General features: G+C 43.1%; 11 protein-coding genes. 10 read left to right on the top strand and 1 reads right to left on the bottom strand.

Annotation, left to right across the window (positions count from 1 at the left end):
- Nucleotides 1–154 precede the first annotated feature (154 nt).
- The 5 genes from BN2425_RS21305 to BN2425_RS21285 all read left to right on the top strand — a co-directional run bounded on the left by BN2425_RS21305 (nt 155) and on the right by BN2425_RS21285 (nt 11,019).
- On the top strand, nt 155–3,667 hold the full coding sequence (locus tag BN2425_RS21305) for an InlB B-repeat-containing protein (protein ID WP_042463936.1): 3,513 nt from the start codon (nt 155–157) through the stop codon (nt 3,665–3,667).
- A gap of 523 nt (nt 3,668–4,190) precedes the next feature.
- A complete protein-coding gene (locus BN2425_RS21300; protein ID WP_074433109.1) occupies nt 4,191–5,987 on the top strand; it encodes a TIGR04190 family B12-binding domain/radical SAM domain protein in 1,797 nt (598 codons plus the stop codon).
- 338 nt (nt 5,988–6,325) lie between these two features.
- The gene (locus BN2425_RS21295) at nt 6,326–6,526 is read left to right on the top strand and encodes a cold-shock protein (protein WP_042463935.1); all 201 of its coding nucleotides are present in this window, start codon (nt 6,326–6,328) and stop codon (nt 6,524–6,526) included.
- A 216-nt stretch (nt 6,527–6,742) separates the two neighbouring features.
- Nucleotides 6,743–7,888, top strand: coding sequence for an exonuclease SbcCD subunit D (locus BN2425_RS21290; RefSeq protein WP_042463934.1), 1,146 nt, complete (start codon nt 6,743–6,745; stop codon nt 7,886–7,888).
- A complete protein-coding gene (locus BN2425_RS21285; protein ID WP_042463932.1) occupies nt 7,885–11,019 on the top strand; it encodes an AAA family ATPase in 3,135 nt (1,044 codons plus the stop codon). The genes BN2425_RS21290 and BN2425_RS21285 overlap by 4 nt, the downstream gene beginning before the upstream one ends.
- 55 nt (nt 11,020–11,074) lie before the next feature.
- Here the strand turns inward: BN2425_RS21285 and BN2425_RS21280 are convergent, their stop codons facing one another.
- Nucleotides 11,075–12,730: an FAD-binding dehydrogenase gene (locus BN2425_RS21280; protein ID WP_042463930.1), complete on the bottom strand. Its 1,656-nt coding sequence runs from the start codon at nt 12,728–12,730 to the stop codon at nt 11,075–11,077.
- Between the two features lie 178 nt (nt 12,731–12,908).
- On the opposite strand from BN2425_RS21280, the gene BN2425_RS21275 reads away from it, so the two are divergent.
- From BN2425_RS21275 to selB, 5 genes are all read left to right on the top strand, one after another.
- Nucleotides 12,909–14,234, top strand: coding sequence for an MFS transporter (locus tag BN2425_RS21275; RefSeq protein WP_235714711.1), 1,326 nt, complete (start codon nt 12,909–12,911; stop codon nt 14,232–14,234).
- Between the two features lie 24 nt (nt 14,235–14,258).
- Nucleotides 14,259–14,600: a YkgJ family cysteine cluster protein gene (locus BN2425_RS21270; protein WP_042463928.1), complete on the top strand. Its 342-nt coding sequence runs from the start codon at nt 14,259–14,261 to the stop codon at nt 14,598–14,600.
- Between the two features lie 63 nt (nt 14,601–14,663).
- A complete protein-coding gene (locus tag BN2425_RS21265) occupies nt 14,664–15,119 on the top strand; it encodes a GNAT family N-acetyltransferase (RefSeq protein WP_042463926.1) in 456 nt (151 codons plus the stop codon).
- Nucleotides 15,120–15,232: 113 nt separating this feature from the next.
- A complete protein-coding gene (coaW, locus tag BN2425_RS21260) occupies nt 15,233–16,039 on the top strand; it encodes a type II pantothenate kinase (RefSeq protein WP_042463924.1) in 807 nt (268 codons plus the stop codon).
- Nucleotides 16,040–16,110: 71 nt separating this feature from the next.
- Nucleotides 16,111–18,009: a selenocysteine-specific translation elongation factor gene (gene selB, locus BN2425_RS21255; RefSeq protein WP_074433108.1), complete on the top strand. Its 1,899-nt coding sequence runs from the start codon at nt 16,111–16,113 to the stop codon at nt 18,007–18,009.
- Nucleotides 18,010–18,032: the final 23 nt, after the last annotated feature.

Genomic DNA, 18,032 nt, shown 5'->3' with positions numbered 1-18,032 from the left:
GCTGAGACGGCGGCTGAACTTGAAGGAAGATCAACCTTAACTAAAACGGCGCCGCCCATTCCCCGAAGCGGCGGCGTCGTTTTAGAAAGAGGAATATAGCATTTATAATTCCAAGGTGCATTTAAATTCAATAAAAGAAGGAGTGTATTGTCTGATGGTAGTAAAAAGAGCAGTCAGTATTTTGACCAGCGTTCTGCTTGTATTCAATATGTTCCTGGCAATCGCGTCTGCCGCGGAAGGCGCAAACGCAGCTGCCCCTGCAGGTGCTCGATTTGACCAAGAAAAAATCAACCAATTGGAGATTGCTAAGATGGAACTTGAGAACAAGGTAACCACGTTGAAGAAGGCCAAGTCGGCCAATGCTACCACAGTTGCCCAGCTGCAGTCGCAGCAGGCCGCTGTAAAAGCGCTGGCGGACGGTTTGGAAACTGCCCAAGCGGCGTCGTCTGAGGAGAAGGCTGCCTTACAGACCGCACGGACGGGAGCACGCAGAGCCTTAGAAGCGGCTAACGACCTCATCGACAACGTAACCAACGCTTCAAGCGGTGAATCTCTGTTAGTAACGTTTGACACCGACGGCGGAAGCAAGGTCGATTCGCAGCACGTGTACGCTGGCGACACGATCAAAGTTCCAGAGCGTCCAAAAAAAGACGGTTTGGTATTTGTGGGCTGGTACACAGACAAATCCACTAATGTACATATGTGGGACTTTTTGAACAACACGGTAGTCGATTCGATGACGCTCTACGCAAAGTGGGTTAAGGTGGACGAGAAGCATCGCCTGCTGAACGCCTATGCCTCGGCTGAAGAGCTTGAAAATCCTTACGTTGCAAAAACGCTGCAGACCTTGGGAACGCTATCCGAGAACCAACGCGAGCTGACGCTGCCCGAGGGCACGACGGTGTACGTAGTCCCAGGTGTGTACTGGACAGATTTAACGTATAAGGAAGGCGGCGTGATTGCAGGTCCGAATATCGGCCTAAGCATTTTGGGTGAAAACGTCTCTTTCCTCGGCTTGACTAAGGATGCGACAGACACGATTATCTGCGGCAACCGCGGCGAGGGAGGAGAGACCGGCTTAGGCGCGAACGGCAGTTGGTATTCACTTGGCATCTCCTCGGGCTTCCGCAGCGAGAACATCACCATCGCCAATTACGCGCAAGAGGATTTGGTTTATCCGCGCGATCCGTCGCAAAATATGAAAAAGCGAATCGACTCGAAAAATCACGCCGAGGTTTTAACAAGAGCCAATGGCACGGGTGCGCCTGATAAGCTATACTTCGAAAACACGCGATTTATCGGCTATTTGAACATGATGCTTAACCTTGCGCCAACCCGTGCTTATTTCTTAGACAGCACTTTCCAATTAACCGACGACTCTATTTTCGCCGGCGGTGTCAATGTATACGAGAATTGTACCTTTCACTTTTTCGGCAACCACCCGTCCGTCAACGGCGCCGGTAATGGCGGTGTCAGCGTCCTTTTGGGCAGCAAAATCATTGGCATGCCGCAAATGACTAGTACGGATGTTTACCTTGCTAAGCAGTCCAACGCAATCGGCCCTAACGCTAATGGGATTTTTGCCATCATCGATACCCAGTTCACCGGCCGGATCGAATCTGTCGAGTGGGAAAACGTGGTGCGCGAGGACGCCCGCCACTTCGTGTCGAACAACACAATCGGTGAAGATAAAAAGCCGCTCGTCATCAGCCCGTCACAGCCGCAAACCTCTGTTACGCTTACCGGAAACGCCCTTAATGCCTTTAAGGTCGGCGAGGAATACAATGTGTATAACCTCTTAAAGGGGGATGACGGTTGGGACCCTAAAGGCCAGTACAGTGAGGAGTGGGAACCTTACGCCCACCTGCCGTACCGATTCTTAATCGAAGCAACGGGTAAAACCATGTATTCCGACAAAACAGACAATACCAACAGGGCTGTTTTGACGCCCGCCCCGACCCCGGCGGATTCTGTCGACGTAAAAAATACGGTGTGGTCGTACGATACGAATCTGTTAAACGGCACTGTCGATGATGCGACTGGTGTTATTACGCTGACCGCCAAGCCCAACCATACCGGCTCTATCATTAAGACGATTGTGACGGGCACACTTCCTAGCGGTATCTCGGCCGGCGCGACGCTGTACATCCGCCCGACGCCTGTCTCCGCACCTGTCGTTACGGGGCAAGGGATTGAGATTACCGAGAATCTTGCGACGCTCAGCTACACGCTGGACCAGCTTGGATACAAGGATACCTCTGTCATTGAATGGTATCGCGAGACAGGTCCCAATACGACAAACGGCGTTCATATCGGCACGATGCGTAACGACGCGAACGAGTTCTTCGTAGATGAGCCGTATACAAACTATGCTCTTAATAAGTACGATGTTGGTTATTACTTACGCGCTGTTATCACACCAAAGTATGAGTTCAGCTCTTCCGGGGAACCCATCACGGTTTACTCCAAGCGTGCTGTCACGGCGGCTGACGTAACAGACAGGTCATTGTATACCGACTTTAAGAATTTGTATTTTACCAATGAAGACCATATGACCACCAAGGGCCGATGGTTCTTTGATCGCGTGAGCGGTTCAGCAGTCCCGTGGGGATGGGGGATTGGAACCAACGGCACGGATAAGATTTGGGGTCTTCAGAACAATTCCGGCGGTACGAACACCAGATTCGTGTTCGGTCAAACCGGCAGCTACAGCGACATGTCGATGGTCCTGAACTACTCCTCAAGTAAGGTCGAGGGTCAGGGCTTCGGAGGTAACGGTAACTTCTTGGATCTCTATGTTAAATACGATCCAGCGACCCGAGTGGGATACGGCCTTCGTGTAGAACGTACCGCTGCCGGAGGCTCTAACGCCACGATGTGGACGCTGTATAAATATGACGGCAATAATCAGACTATGTTGAGCGAGCCGATTAGGACAGCTGCGTTTATGCCGAAGAGCACCATTACCGTTTCCGTAACGGGCAGCACCCTTCGCGTCCAGGCATCGACGCAGTCCAAGAAGACGCCACTGCAAACCCAGCAAAATCTGGCTAATTCGGTTGACATTTCGTGGACGGATGAAACCGGCGCATTGGGTAAAAACAATTTTGGAGGATTCGGCATCCGCATTAACAACTCTGGCAACTCCTCTTATGACTATGCCGGCAGCGGTATGACAACCAATAACACCGTCATGCTGCACAACGTAAGAGTTGACGCTTCGGAAAGAAATCATGTGGTAACGTTTGATACCAATGGAGGTTCTGCGGTTGCTTCGCAGGTTGTGAATGAGGGGGGCAAAATTGTACAGCCGGAAGACCCGACCAGGTCCGGCTACCTGTTTGGCGGCTGGTTCAGCGACGCCAAACTTGAGACCCCGTGGAACTTCGACATGCCTGTCACCACCGACATGACGTTGTACGCCGGTTGGAAAAAGATTGTAGTCCTCTCGGCGACTCCGTCAGCCTCGGTCGAGCAGCTGGGTGACAACAAGAACAAGCTAACAATTAAAATCTCCGAGGCGCTTTCTGACGGCAGCACCAACGTCATCAGCGAGACCTTCAGTATCCGCAATAACGCGGCCGACACCTACAAGGTCGATAAATACAAGGTGTATGTTAACACCAAGGGGAACACCCAAATCCGGGAGTGTTATTTCGTGGAGTAGATTGCCAAGGACTCCGGTGCCTGGTGGGAAATCGTAGGTTCTGAGATTCAGAATGTTCTAGTAAGAAAGGGGAGGCTGGTTACTAGAATAGCTTCCCCTTTTTTTGCGTTTTAGAGGCCTGCTTGAACCTGTTTTCGGTGCATCTGAAAGATCGCGAAGGCAGCAAACGAATCTCAGGTCGTAGTTCGATAGTTAATAAGGGCCCTAATAACGACTGAGACAGTGTGTTTTCTGAACGTTCGGTCGTCTGTATTTAGGCTTTATGTATTTACTCCTTCAGGTAGGAGAAGAGTAACAATCCAAAAGAAAAGAGCCTTTTTATAATAGGCTCATTTAAACGATACTGTTGATTGTCTTAACTCGTTGATTGGAGCGGAAATCAACAGCCATATTTAACAGAGCTTTATAATAAAAAATGCGTGGGATAGGTCTAATTCTTAATTTTGTAATAATTATTCACTTTTTTAGGAAAGCTTTTGTATTACTATTAAATTGAAATATAAAGAAGGAAGGTGACTCAACTGTGTACGATTTAGTACTGCTCCACCCGCCGACAGTATATGATTTCCGCAAAGAAATGTTATTTACCGGACCCATCAGCGATGTTGTTCCATCTTCACCCGTTTTTGAAATGTATCCAATTGGTTTAACAAGTATTGGCGATTATTTAGAACGATTTGGATTAAAGGTGAAGATTATTAATATTGCTAACCGAATGCTGCAAAATCCTGATTTCGACGTTGAAAAGAAAATTAAAAAAATAAAAACCAAGGCATTCGGCATTGATCTACATTGGCTGCCACATGCCCATGGCAGTGTTGAACTGGCCAGGATCGTGAAAAAATACCATCCTGATACACCCGTTTTGTTTGGTGGTTTGTCAAGTACATATTTTCATAAAGAGTTAATCGAATATCCTTGGATTGACTTTGTGGTGCGCGGCGACACTACGGAAAAGCTCATCCTTATGCTTTTAAATAAGTTGGAACAGAAAAATTGTGATTACACTGATATCCCAAATTTAACTTGGAAACGTGACGGCAAGTACTTTTATAATGCTATGACCTATGTTCCAGATAGTCTGGATGAATTTAATTTTCCGGGATATGGTTATGTCATCCGATCCGTATTTAAATATTGTAATTTGCTGGATCCATTGCCATACAAAGGGTGGCTTCAGTATCCGAACACAGCCATTTTGACCTCAAAAGGGTGTTCCTATAATTGCTTAATCTGCGGTGGTTCAAAAGATGCTTATGCCGTAAACTGTAACCGAAAGAAACTGGTGATGCGATCGCCGAAGAAAATGCTGGAGGACATTGGCCTTATTCAAAGGTTCACACGGGCCCCGATATTTTTATTAAATGACATTCGTCAGGGTGGGCCGGAATATGTTAACGAATTTCTTTCCGGCTTAGAACAAATGGATATAAAAAATGAGATTGTTTTTGAATTATTTAATTATGCAGATGAAGAGTTTTTTAAACGATTAAATAAAGCCATGCCGAAGTACAGCATCGAGTTAACCTTGGAATCAGCGGATGAGGACATCCGCAAATATAATGGAAAGCTGCCTTGTACGAATGCAAAAGTCATTGAGATGCTTCAATTTGCCTTAAAACATGGCTGTGCAAAAATTGATTTATTTTTCATGACTGGAATTCCTAATCAAGATTATGAAAGTGCCATGCGTAATGTGGATTTTTGTGAAAACATTCACAAACAATGTAGTGAAAGTCCGAAAATCTCTTATTTTATTGCTCCACTCTCACCGTTCCTCGACCCAGGAAGTCCTGCCTTTGAGCATCCGGAAACGTATGGCTATAAAAAATTCTGTAACAAGCTGGAAGATTTCCGTGCAGCAATGAAGCAGCCTTCCTGGAAAAACATGCTCAGCTATGAAACGAATAAAATGACGAGAGAGGATATTGTCCGGGCAACCTACGATTCCGCCTTGCGATTAAATGAGTTTAAATACAAACATCATCTTATCCAAAAAGAGGTTCATGATGAAGTTGCCTATAAGATTATGAAGTCGGTTGAGTTCTTAGAGCGGTTGGATGAGATGACCTTGTTGGATAGGGAAGACCAGGCAATTGAAATGGCCAAAATCCAGGATGAGGTTGAACAAATTAATCGCCACAGCATCTGCGGGAAGAACGAATTGAAATGGGAGGTTAAGAAGCTTTTTGCTGATCTCCCATCCTTAACTTATATTGGGCTAGAACTATTAATTCAGGAGATCGTTAAAGGGGTTAAATGTAGGCTGGGGAAAATTGACAGGAATATTGTTCTACAAAGCCACCATACTCCCAAATAAGAAGCTATTGATATTTGCCCAAAATATTTTTCCTCAAAAACCGACAAATAATATAATCAGTAGTGATTAAGATAGCAAAGGAATGGAAAATAACAACGGTAAAAAGTTGTTTGTTTGGGAAACGTGTCAGTTCATGTCACATCCTGCTTTCTTGACAAACATATAGTAATAGTGGTAAATTTGAGTCAGCCGTTGCACGAGAATAGATTTATGTTACAAGCTTGTTCAAAGGTTTCTAACCAGTGTTTGGATAAGAGTATGAAAGTAAAGCTATCACGTTGTAATTTGGTGAATTTTACACATGGCTTGATAGCAAGCCAATAGGAGGATTTTTTTACATGAAAAACGGTAAGGTTAAATGGTTTAACTCAGAAAAAGGTTTCGGATTCATCGAAGGAGAAGACGGTAACGACGTTTTCGTTCATTACTCTGCTATTCAAACAGAAGGTTTCAAAACTCTAGAAGAAGGTCAAGAAGTTTCTTTCGAAGTTGTTGAAGGAGCTCGTGGACCACAAGCTGCTAATGTAACTAAGAAGTAATTTTAATTACGCTAATTATAACAGTCCAGATCTATTCTGGACTGTTTTTTAATGCGTTCAAGGCCAAAAATGCAAGAACGGAAGTTTCCGAGTTGTTCCTCTCTCTACATCCACCAGTTACCTCAACTCTATGAAATCAATTCCAAGTCATTTATGATTTATATTTTGCTATAATAACAGTATTGCACAAATAGTTCTTAACACGGGGTGAGGCAGTTGAAGTTTATCCATACAGCCGATTGGCATTTAGGCAAATTGGTCCACGGAGTTTATATGACTGAAAATCAGCGGGAGGCATTAGAGCAATTTGTTGACATCGTAGCGGAAGAAAAACCGGACGCGGTTGTCATCGCAGGTGATTTGTATGACAGGTCAGTCCCGCCGACCGATGCTGTGGAATTACTTGACGAAATTCTATTTAAAATTAATGTCGTCTTGAAAACTCCGATTATCAGCATTGCCGGTAACCATGATAGCGCCGAACGGCTTTCATTCGGGAGTTCATGGTACAAGCATAGCCAATTTTATTTATCAGGCAAGCTAACAAATTCCTTTGACCCTGTTCGGATTAACGGAGCCAATTTTTATCTGCTTCCTTATGCAGAGCCTGGTGTTGTCCGCCAGATTTTGAATGATGATACCATTCATTCACATCAAGATGCGATGAAAGCGATGATTGGTAAAATAGAAGAATCAATCAATCCTAATGAACCAAATATTTTTGTGGGACATGCCTTCGTATTAGGAGGCCAAACCTCTGACTCCGAACGGATGTTGTCCGTGGGAGGTTCTGGGTGTGTAACTGCAGACCTCTTCGAGCCATTTTCTTATACGGCATTGGGGCATTTACACAGCCCTGATGCGATCCGTCATCAAACGGTCAAATATTCAGGTTCCCTATTAAAATACTCTTTTTCGGAAGCAAAGCAAAATAAGTCTATCTCGATTATTGAAATGGATGAAAAAGGGAACTTTACTCAACGCCTGCGGTCACTAAACCCAACCTATGATATGCGCGAAATCGAGGGCTATATGGAAGAGCTATTGGATCCGCAATTTTATGAAAAACAACGCAGCCATGATTATTTAAAAATTACCTTATTGGACGAAGGGGAAATCATCGATCCGATTAACAAGTTGCGTCAGGTATATCCAAACGTCCTACATCTTGAACGGAAAATTGAACTGACGGACTTAAAGAAAAAGCAATCTTTTAACTCCATCAAAAGCGAGAAAAAGTCGGAACTCGAACTGTTTGAACAATTTTATTCTGACATGACAACATCCGAATTTTCTGAGGACAAAAAATCAGCCATGATCGGAATCATCGAAAAAGCGTTGCGAGGGGAAGTGGTAAGATGAGACCGTTAAAACTAACCATGAAGGCGTTTGGACCTTATGCGGGAACGGAGACAATCGATTTTACCGTGCTGGGTAACCGTACAATGTTTGTCATCTCTGGAAAAACAGGAGCTGGCAAAACCACAATATTTGATGCAATTAGTTATGCCATCTATGGAAAGGCTAGCGGGGAAGATCGGAACGGTCCGGAGCTTAGGAGCCAGTTTGCCAAAGATGACTTATTAACTGAGGTATCATTGGACTTCTCCCTGCGAAACAAGATGTACTCGATTACTAGATCGCCGCAGCAGCTGAAAAAGAAGGATAAAGGGGACGGTTATACACAGATTGGGGCTAAAGCAGAACTATATGCGATCGAAGACGGAGAAAAGCAGCTGCTGGCTTCTAAAATTAGCGATGTCGAAGAAAAAATTAAAGAGATCATGCTAATAGATGCCAATCAATTCCGGCAAATTCTTATGATCCCCCAAGGCGAATTCCGGAAGCTGTTAACTTCCGATAGTAAAGACAAAGAAGTGATCTTGCAGCGGTTGTTTCATACGCAGCTATATAAAGCCATTGAGGAAAAATTAAAGGAAGAGGCAACGGAACTTAAAAGGTCAGTTGATGACAAGGTCCAGCTCCGAAATGAAGCCATCCGCCGTATCCAGGCTCTAACCAATGAAGAGCTCAAGGCCTATCTGGAGGCCGGCAGCACGAACGATATACTTATTATGCCATTGCTATTAAGCGAAATTGAGACCATGAGCGAAAGGCTCAACCAAAAGGAAGGGCAAATTAAGCAAAAGGGTCTAGAAAAAGAAGCTTTGACTTCCAAGCTGATAGAAGCTCAAGATTTGCTAAAACAGCTGCAAAAAAAGCAGGCATTAGAGACTCAGAAAGCCGATCTTGAATCGCAAAAACAATTGGTTGCTGAAAAAGAAAAGCAAGTTCAATTAGCTCAAAAGGCAGCGCTATTGGAGAGCAAAGAAGAGGCATGCCACCGGTTAAAGCGTGATATGGACAGGGCAGAAGAAAATGTCCAGACGATAAAAGCCAATCTAATCAACCTTGATATTCAAGCTAAACAATATGAACAGCGATTGCAGGCAGAACTAGATCGCGAGAATGAGCGGCAAGCAGCACTCGAGCAGATAAACTTCCTGGTCAATATGAAAGAGGATGTTTATTCATTTGAAAGATTCAAGAAAGAGACAAGTCAAACAGAAGCTTCCTTGAAGGTTGCTAATAGAAAGCAACAAGAATATCAAAATCAATATGAGCAAAATGATAGGCAACTGAAGTCATTAAGACAGCAGAAGGATGAAATTGAAAAAAGCAAAATTGCCTTTTTAGAAAATAAGGCGAAGTTAGAAAAATATGAAACAGAACTTGAACGCTTGGCTAAGTTTGAAGATAAGTCAATTCAGCATCAAAAAGCAGAACAGTTTTTAAAAACAGCAACAGAACGGTATCAAAATAGTCTGTCGAGATATAATGATGCCAAAGCCCTTGTGGAGGAGCTTGAGAAAAAGTGGCTGCATGGACAAGCAGCGGTAATAGCTGCGACCCTATCTGATGGAGAACCTTGTCCGGTATGCGGATCACAGCATCACCCATCTCCTGCTTTAGAAATGAATGAACAACTGCCAAAACAAGAGGATCTAAAAGCAGCAAAAGAGCAGGCTGCAAAGTGGGAAACGACAAAATCGGCGGACGAAGCCAAACTTTACCAAAGCCAAGCAGAGGAAAGGCGTCAGTCAGAAGCTGTGCAGGAGTTATGGCAGGAAATTCAGCAAACACGAGAGGACTTTTCTGTTAACGATCTCCCATATGTAAAAGCGGAGATCACTTCTTTGAAAAGCAACATAATCCATACACAAGAAAAGCTTGTTTTGCAAATAAAACAGCTTCAGCAAATAGTGGAACGGATTGAAAAAGGGGAGCAAACTAGTGCTTCCTTACAAAGTGCTATTTCCGACATGACGAAGGAAATCAATGATTTAACAGTTCAGGTGACAGAGAAGAGAACCAAATTAGAACGGATGATGAACTCAATCCCGGAAAGTCTTCGTTCTGAAGCTGAGTATGAAAGAGTTTTGGCTGAATCTCAGCTGAACCATCAAAAACTGGTCAAGCAGCTGGAGCAGGCTCAGCAGAATTTTAATGCAGTGAAGGAAAAACATGCCACTGAAACTGCTAGATTACAAGATGCGGACCAGCTTTTTATCACAAAACAACAGGAACTAAAATTGGAGCGGGAATTGTTTAAGAATTTGCTTGTTGAACAAGGCTTTGAAAATTATACCCAATATCATGCTTCCAAGATGACTGAAGTTGAAATTCAGAAACTTTCCACCGATATCCGCATGTACCATGAGGAGTTACGGTCAGTTACGGACAGGCTAACGGAACTAACCGAACGGTTAACGAATATTAAAATACCTGATTTAGATGGATTGAGAACGGAACTGGAAAAAGTAAACCATGAACTTGAAATACTTAACCAGGAAAGAACGGACCTACTGGTGAAAAAGCAAAACAACGAGGAAATATATCAGCGTGTTCAGGAGTTAAACGAAAAGGTTAAATTGCTAGAGGATCGATACACGCTGATTGGTCATCTTTACAAGATTGCCAAAGGTGACAATAATTTTAAAATAACTTTTGAAAGGTATGTGCTCGCATCGTTTTTAGATGATATTTTACAAGAAGCGAACATTCGGCTCAGAAAAATGACGTCGGGGCGTTTTCGGCTGCTGAGAAAAACAGACCGTGCCAAAGGAAATGCCCAAAGTGGATTGGAATTGTTAGTCTTTGACCAATACACTGGACAGGAGCGCCACGTCAAAACGCTTTCTGGTGGGGAAAGCTTTAAGGCCTCTTTATCATTAGCGTTGGGCTTGGCGGATGTTGTGCAAAATTATGCGGGCGGTGTGTCGTTAGAAACGATGTTTATTGATGAAGGGTTTGGCACGCTCGACCCAGAATCTCTAGATCAAGCCATTGAAGCGTTAATGGATATTCAAAATAGTGGTCGCTTAGTAGGAATTATTTCGCACGTTCCCGAATTGAAGGAACGGATTGATGCCCGATTAGAGGTCATCGCCGGTCAAACTGGAAGCAGGACAGAGTTCGTGTTTATAAATTAATTAATCAGGGTCTTTTAAAGATATAATTCTCTTTAAGAGACCCGATTTTTTTGTATCAAGATAATTTTTTAGCAAGGGAACGCCCAGCTTGACGACCAGTAAATAAGCAGCCGCCAAGGAAGGTTCCTTCGAGTGACCGGTAACCATGAATGCCTCCGCCGCCAAACCCTGATACTTCACCCGCTGCATAAAGTCCCGGTACAGGTTTTCCTGAAGAATCCAATACTCTACCTGATAAATCGGTTTGAAGACCGCCAAGTGTTTTTCGAGTGACGATGTTTAATCGAACTGCAATTAATGGGCCAGCCTTTGGGTCCAAAATTTTATGCAGCGGGGCCACTCGGATTAGTTTGTCTCCCAAATAATTCCTTGCACCACGCATAGCGGTTATCTGCAAATCCTTTGTAAATTTATTATCTATTTCCCTGTCCCTGGCTTGGATTTGCCGTTCCACTTCATCCAATTTCAGCAAATGGTTTCCAACAAGCTTATTCATACCTGAAACCAGCTCCGGCAATGTTTGGGCGATAACAAAATCCTCACCTTTGTCCATAAATGCTTTCACTGGCGCAGTAGGGCCGGGAAGTACCCGTGCCAATACTTTTTTGATGCTCTTACCTGTGAGGTCGGGATTTTGTTCCGAACCGGAAAGGGCAAATTCTTTTTCAATAATTTTTTCCGTTAAAATAAACCAAGAATAATCATAACCCGTTTTCATTATCGCTTCTAAGGTACCGAGAGTATCGAAGCCTGGAAAATTAGGGGCGGGAAACCGCCTTCCTGTTGCATCAAGCCATAGTGATGAAGGACCTGGCAATATTCGGATTCCATGCATAGGCCAAATCGGGTTCCAGTTCCTAATACCCTCTGTATAATGCCACATCCGGTCGCGGTTAACGATTCTTCCCCCGGCATTTTCTGTAATAGCCAACATCCGTCCATCTACATGTTCGGGTACACCTGATATCATATTCCTTGGGATAGGTCCCAGCCTTGATGGCCAGTTTTTGCGGATTAACTCATGGTTCCCCCCAATACCACCACTAGTCACGACTACTGCTTGTGATTGAAACTCAAAATCTGCTATTCTTTCACGCGAACTGGATTCTCCACGTGCTGCATTACTGGGGATGAGTATATCACCTCTTACTCCAACAACAGTACCATTTTCTGTGATTAAACTGTTCACCCGGTGTCGTGGACGATAATCGACATGACCATCTGCCATTGCTATGCGTACTCTTTCTTCAAACGGTTTAACAATGCCGGGACCTGTACCCCATACAATATGAAATCGCGGTACTGAGTTGCCATGGCCTTCAGCGAGATAACCGCCCCGTTCTGCCCAGCCGACAACCGGAAAAAATCGGACACCCATATCGTATAACCATTGCCGTTTTTCGCCTGCAGCGAAGTCCACATAGGCCTCAGCCCATTTTTTTGCCCAATAATCTTCATCCTCTTCCCGGTCAAACCCTGCTGCGCCCAACCAATCCTGCCAGGCAAGTTCCTTGGAATCTTTAATACCCATTCGGCGCTGCTCAGGTGAGTTAACCAAAAAGAGGCCTCCAAACGACCACCATGCCTGTCCGCCAAATGAGGCCTCCGGTTCTTGGTCTAATAGTAGAACTTTCTTTCTAGAAGCTGCCAGTTCGGTGGTGGCTACAAGCCCGGCTAGACCTGCTCCAACTACTATCACGTCATACTTCAAATTCATTCCCCCCCGTGAAACATTATTTTATCTTGTTGAATCAGATAGTATTCAAAATATACAGAAAAGTCAATACGATTAAAACATCACCTATGAAAGTATGAGTGAGCTAAATATTTCCCAACTTTATGAAATTGGAAAGTAAACCTGATTATGCCATAATAATTTCATAGAAAACATGCAAACAATAAGGAGTGCGGCAGCAGAAAATGGGGAAAAATCCACTCAGGATAAAATTTACTACAACAATGGAAGAGGGGTTAAATTGCAAGCAACCGCCAATATGACTAATAAAAGAAATTCCTTTTTATTATTATTTGGGGTAGGTATTTCCTCATTAGGTGATTTCATTTATATTATAGCTATCAATATATTTGTATTGAAATTAACAGGCTCCGCTGCAGCGGTGGCCGGATTGTGGATCATTGGCCCGATTGCGGCCATATTGACTAAATTTTGGTCAGGCAGTATTATCGATCGGGCAAATAAACGCGAATTGATGATTTTAACTGATTTCATTCGAGCCTTGGTAGTTGCGATTATACCGATACTTCCATCCATTTGGCTGATTTATGTTTGTTTGTTTTTTTTGTCGGCTGCTAAAGCCTTCTTTGAACCGGCTTCGGTTACCTATATAACCAGTATCATCCCAAGAGAAAATCGTAAGCAATTTAACGCGTTACGAAGTTTTGTAACCTCAGGTGCGTTAGTAGTGGGTCCAGCCATTGCGGGTGCCCTCCTGATGTTCACAACTGCTAATGCGGCCATTTGGATTAATGCGGTTTCGTTTGCTGTCTCAGCCTTCATGTTATTTCTCCTGCCAAATGTGGAGAAGTCAGGGAATCACTCACAATCTATTACTCTTAAGGTCTTAATGAATGATTGGAAGCAGGTTTTATCGTATTCAAAAAAACATTCATACATAGCTGCTGTTTTTTTTCTCGGACAGTTTTTTTGGATTATTGCACTAGGGATGGATGCCCAGGAGGTCGTCTTTATTGAAAAGGTAGTTGGGCTGACTGAAACAGATTATGGCTTGCTAGTCTCTATTACAGGAATTGGGTATCTTGTCGGTTCCTCTGCTCTATCTTATTTTTCTAGACGGTTATCTATAAAACTATTGCTAGGTTTAGGATACGTAATGGTAGCAGCTGGTTATATCATTTATGCCTTTTCCACGTCCTTTTTGTTGGTAGCAATCGGTTTTATCGTTCTAGGATTCTTTAATTCTTTCTCAAATGCAGGATTAGTCACTTTTTATCAAAATAATGTACCTGTCGAAATCATGGGCCGAATTTCAAGCGTTTTTGGAACCATTCAAAGTATTCTACAAATCGGTCTGGTGTTATTGATTGGTTTTTCTGGCGAACTGTTCCCATTGCGGTACAGCATGATTTTTGCCTCAATTCTTATATTTTGTTCTAGTATATTGTTGGTGCTGCTGGTATGTCAGCGGTCCAAGGAAAGCTACTATCGTGAAATTATGGAGGAAGTATCACTATAATGTCAGATTAGAAGCAGGTGAACAATGAATTCATTACCATGCAAGGGATGCAAAGGTTTATGCTGCGGTCCTGTCTCAATCACGGCTAAAGAGCTTGTCAAAATTAAAAAGAAAGTAAAAGCAATGCCGTCTAGATTACGTACTAATCTAGAAAAGCAAACACGGTATCACGGGACATGTATTTTTTATGATGTTGAAAATGATAAATGCGGTATTTACTCAGCAAGGCCGGAAGTATGTAAGAGGTTTGGCTATCATAAAAATTTAGCCTGTTTCCGGAACCCAACACTGGCGGTTTCAGACAATTATATACAAAAAGAAAAAATTGGCGTCCTATCCATTGACTATACCTGGAAGGACTTTTAAAAAATGCTCTGCGGAAATCAACAGCAAAATTTAACAGAGCTTTTTAAAAAAAGGACGGATTGAATGATACAAAATATTGATTGGCAGGATGATAGTATAGTAAAAAGGTTGTATCAATTGCAGCGGGAAGCTTATTTAGTAGAAGCCCGGTTGATTAACTTTTATGACATCCCTCCATTACAAGAGACGCTATCGGAGTTCAGAAATTGCGGTGAATCCTTTATAGGCTTTTTTGAGCAAGGTGAACTTGCGGGGGCAGTTTCCTATACTGTCGATAGCCAAGAACTCACCATTTGCCGAATGGTAGTGGATCCCAATTTCTTCCGAAAAGGAATTGCGCAAAATCTTTTAGCCGCCGTTGAAAATGTTCATCCGGATAGTAAAGTTATTTACGTGTCAACCGGTAAAGACAATATCCCAGCCAAAAGTTTGTATTTAAAAAATGGGTTCAAGCTAACTAGCGATATCGAAGTAGCACCCAACTTTTATATGAGCCAGTTCCAGAAGAAGAAAGAGTAGATACAGTGGAATACCCCTATCTTTTAAAAGAGAATGGGGTTTTTTTATGTCAAAGCAGGAAATAAGCAATAGCTGTCAAAAAAGTATGTAAATGAATTCAGGGAGTGATGGATATGTCAAAGGTAAAAGCAGGAATCGATGCCGGCGGTTCACTTTTGAAAATAGCTTATAAAGAAAATAATCGCATTCACTTTAAAAAATTCCCGATAGAAAAGGCGGATGTAGCAATTAGCTGGGTAAAGGCAGCAGGAGTGGACGTTCAAGCTGTTTTAACTGGCGGCAAAGCGCATATCCTACAAAAAAACTATTTTCCTGACGCGACAATTGTGCCTGAATTTCAAGCAACCTGTGACGGTGCACGGTTCTTATTAGCCGAACAGGGAGCAAAGGTCGAGGACTCTTTCCTAATAATCAATATCGGCACCGGTACCTCTTGGCACTTAGTAAAGGGGGAAAACTATGAAAGGATCCTTGGAAGCGGCCTTGGCGGAGGAACTTTTGTTGGTCTTGGCTCCCTGTTGGCTAACAGTCAGGATTATGATCAACTGACAAGCCTAGCAAGCAAGGGCTCAAAGGGAAATTTGGATTTGTTGGTAAAAGATATTTACGAATCCGACGAGTCGCCTATTAATGGAGACTTAACAGCAGCCAATTTTGCAAAGGCTGCAAAGGTTATGCATTCAGAAGCGGACCGAATGGCTGCAGTCACCAATATGATTGCCGAAACCATCATTTTGTTAACGTTGCAGGCAGCTGCTCTACACAAAGTAAAAGATATTGTCCTGATTGGCAGCACGTTACTTAATAATCCTTTTTTAAAGACGACGCTTGAAAACTATCTAGTGATGCTTGGGCTAACGCCAGTATTTGTAGCAAACGGGGAATTCTCAAGTTCCTATGGAGCCCTTCTATCTGTTTGAAATTGGACACTTGAACTATCTTGCCAATCAAGCTACAGTAAAGAGGAAGACCGTTAAAGAAGGTGGCAAGCTTGGAAAAAAGATATTTTACCATTGGAATGGCAGGTCATATTGACCATGGGAAAACATCGCTGACGAAGGCGTTAACGAATGTTGATACAGATCGTCTGAAAGAAGAGAAAGAACGGCAAATTTCAATAGAACTTGGTTTTGCTCCACTTTATGAGGATGACGAAATTCAGATTTCTGTCATAGATGTTCCCGGACATGAGCGGTTTATTCGCCAAATGATTGCTGGCGTCGCTGGCATTGATTTAGTCGTACTTGTGGTTGCTGCTGATGAGGGTGTGATGCCGCAAACGCGGGAACACCTTGAAATTTTAAAATTCTTAGGTGTTAAGAATGGAATCATAGCCATTACCAAAATTGATCGAGTTGATGAGGAGTTCATTGAACTCGTCAAGGATGATATTCTGGAGGAACTAAAGGGGTCAGTATTTGAAAATTCCCCCTTTGTTTTAGTGGACAGCCTATCCAATAAAGGAATTGGCCAGATAAAGGAGCTAATTATTTTAAAGCTTAAAGAACAAGAGATGCGCGACGCAAAGGGACCATTCCGGCTCCCGATTGACCAAGTGTTTACAGTAAAAGGCCAAGGAACTGTGGTCCGTGGGACTGTGTACGAAGGAACCGTCGAGGAAGGCCAGGCGTTGAAAATTATGCCTAAAGGACTGGATGTTCGTGCCCGCCAAATACAGGTTCACCATAAGCAAGCGGTTAAAGCATTTGCCGGACAACGGGCAGCAGTAAATTTGTCAGGAGTCGCAAAAGAACTGGTAGAGCGGGGAGATGTACTTGTATCATCTGAACACTTTATAGTCACAAAAATTATTGATGTAGCTATTTTACTGGTGGATGAGTTGGAGCATATCGTAAAACAGAGGATGCCCATTAAGCTTCATATTGGTACATCTGAAGTGATGGGGCGGATTGTATTTTTTGACAGGAATGAAGTAAAAGAGGATAATGGCGAAATTCTCTGCCAACTCCGGCTTGAAGAGGAAATTTTGACAAAGCGCGGCGACCGATTTATTTTACGGCGGCCAAGTCCTCAAGAAACGATCGGCGGCGGCTGGGTGATTGACCCAAGGGGAAATAAATATCGGTTTGGCAGCCAAACCATTGATGAGCTCGAAAAGAAAAAAGAAGGTTCACCAAAAGAACGGGTTACTGCCGCATTACTCGAGGCAAAAAGCTTAACAGTAAATGAATTAATAAAACGCACAGCCTTAGATGAAATTACTTTAACCAACCAGTTGAGTGACGCCGACTTTGTTTTATTTAATGGTAAAGAGTACACACTAAGGGTGTTAATTCATCAAATCGAAGAAGATATTTATGATCGGCTGCAGGAGTACCATCATCAATACCCAATGAAGCCTGGATTGAATAAAGCGGAATTATTCCAGGCTATGCAAAAGAAATTTCCCAAGCCGCTTTTGGATTTTGTGGTTGAAAATGGCATATCGAGTGAAGTATTTAAACGGAGAGAGCAATTTGTTTCCTTGCAGATTTTTGTTCCCCATGTGCCAAACAACTGGGCAAAACGAGCAGAAAACCTTTTGGAGGAGTTAAAGAGAGACGGATTAAAGGTTCGCTATTTGAAGGATTATTTTTCTTCAGCAGGAATACCAGACCAGCTTAGCGGGGACCTAAAACGTTTCTTCGAAGACACGGGCCAAATGGTCCAACTAGATGACCAATTTGCCTATCATGGGGATGTTTTTAACGAAGCCGTTTCCAAACTGATTAATCAGACTAGCGCTGAATTTGAGGTGGGAGAGGCTAAGGATATACTCGATTTATCTAGGAAATATATTATTCCTTTTTTAGAAAGATTAGATGCAAAAGGTTTAACAAACCGAGTGGACAATAAACGGGAATGGAAAAGTAAAGCAAAAAGAGGCTGAAAATCAGCCTCAGATTGTCGAGA

Origin of the sequence: Neobacillus dielmonensis (assembly GCF_000612665.1) — a bacterium.
GTDB classification, from domain to species: domain Bacteria; phylum Bacillota; class Bacilli; order Bacillales; family Cytobacillaceae; genus Neobacillus; species Neobacillus dielmonensis.
This window is presented reverse-complemented; position numbering and strand designations above follow the sequence as displayed.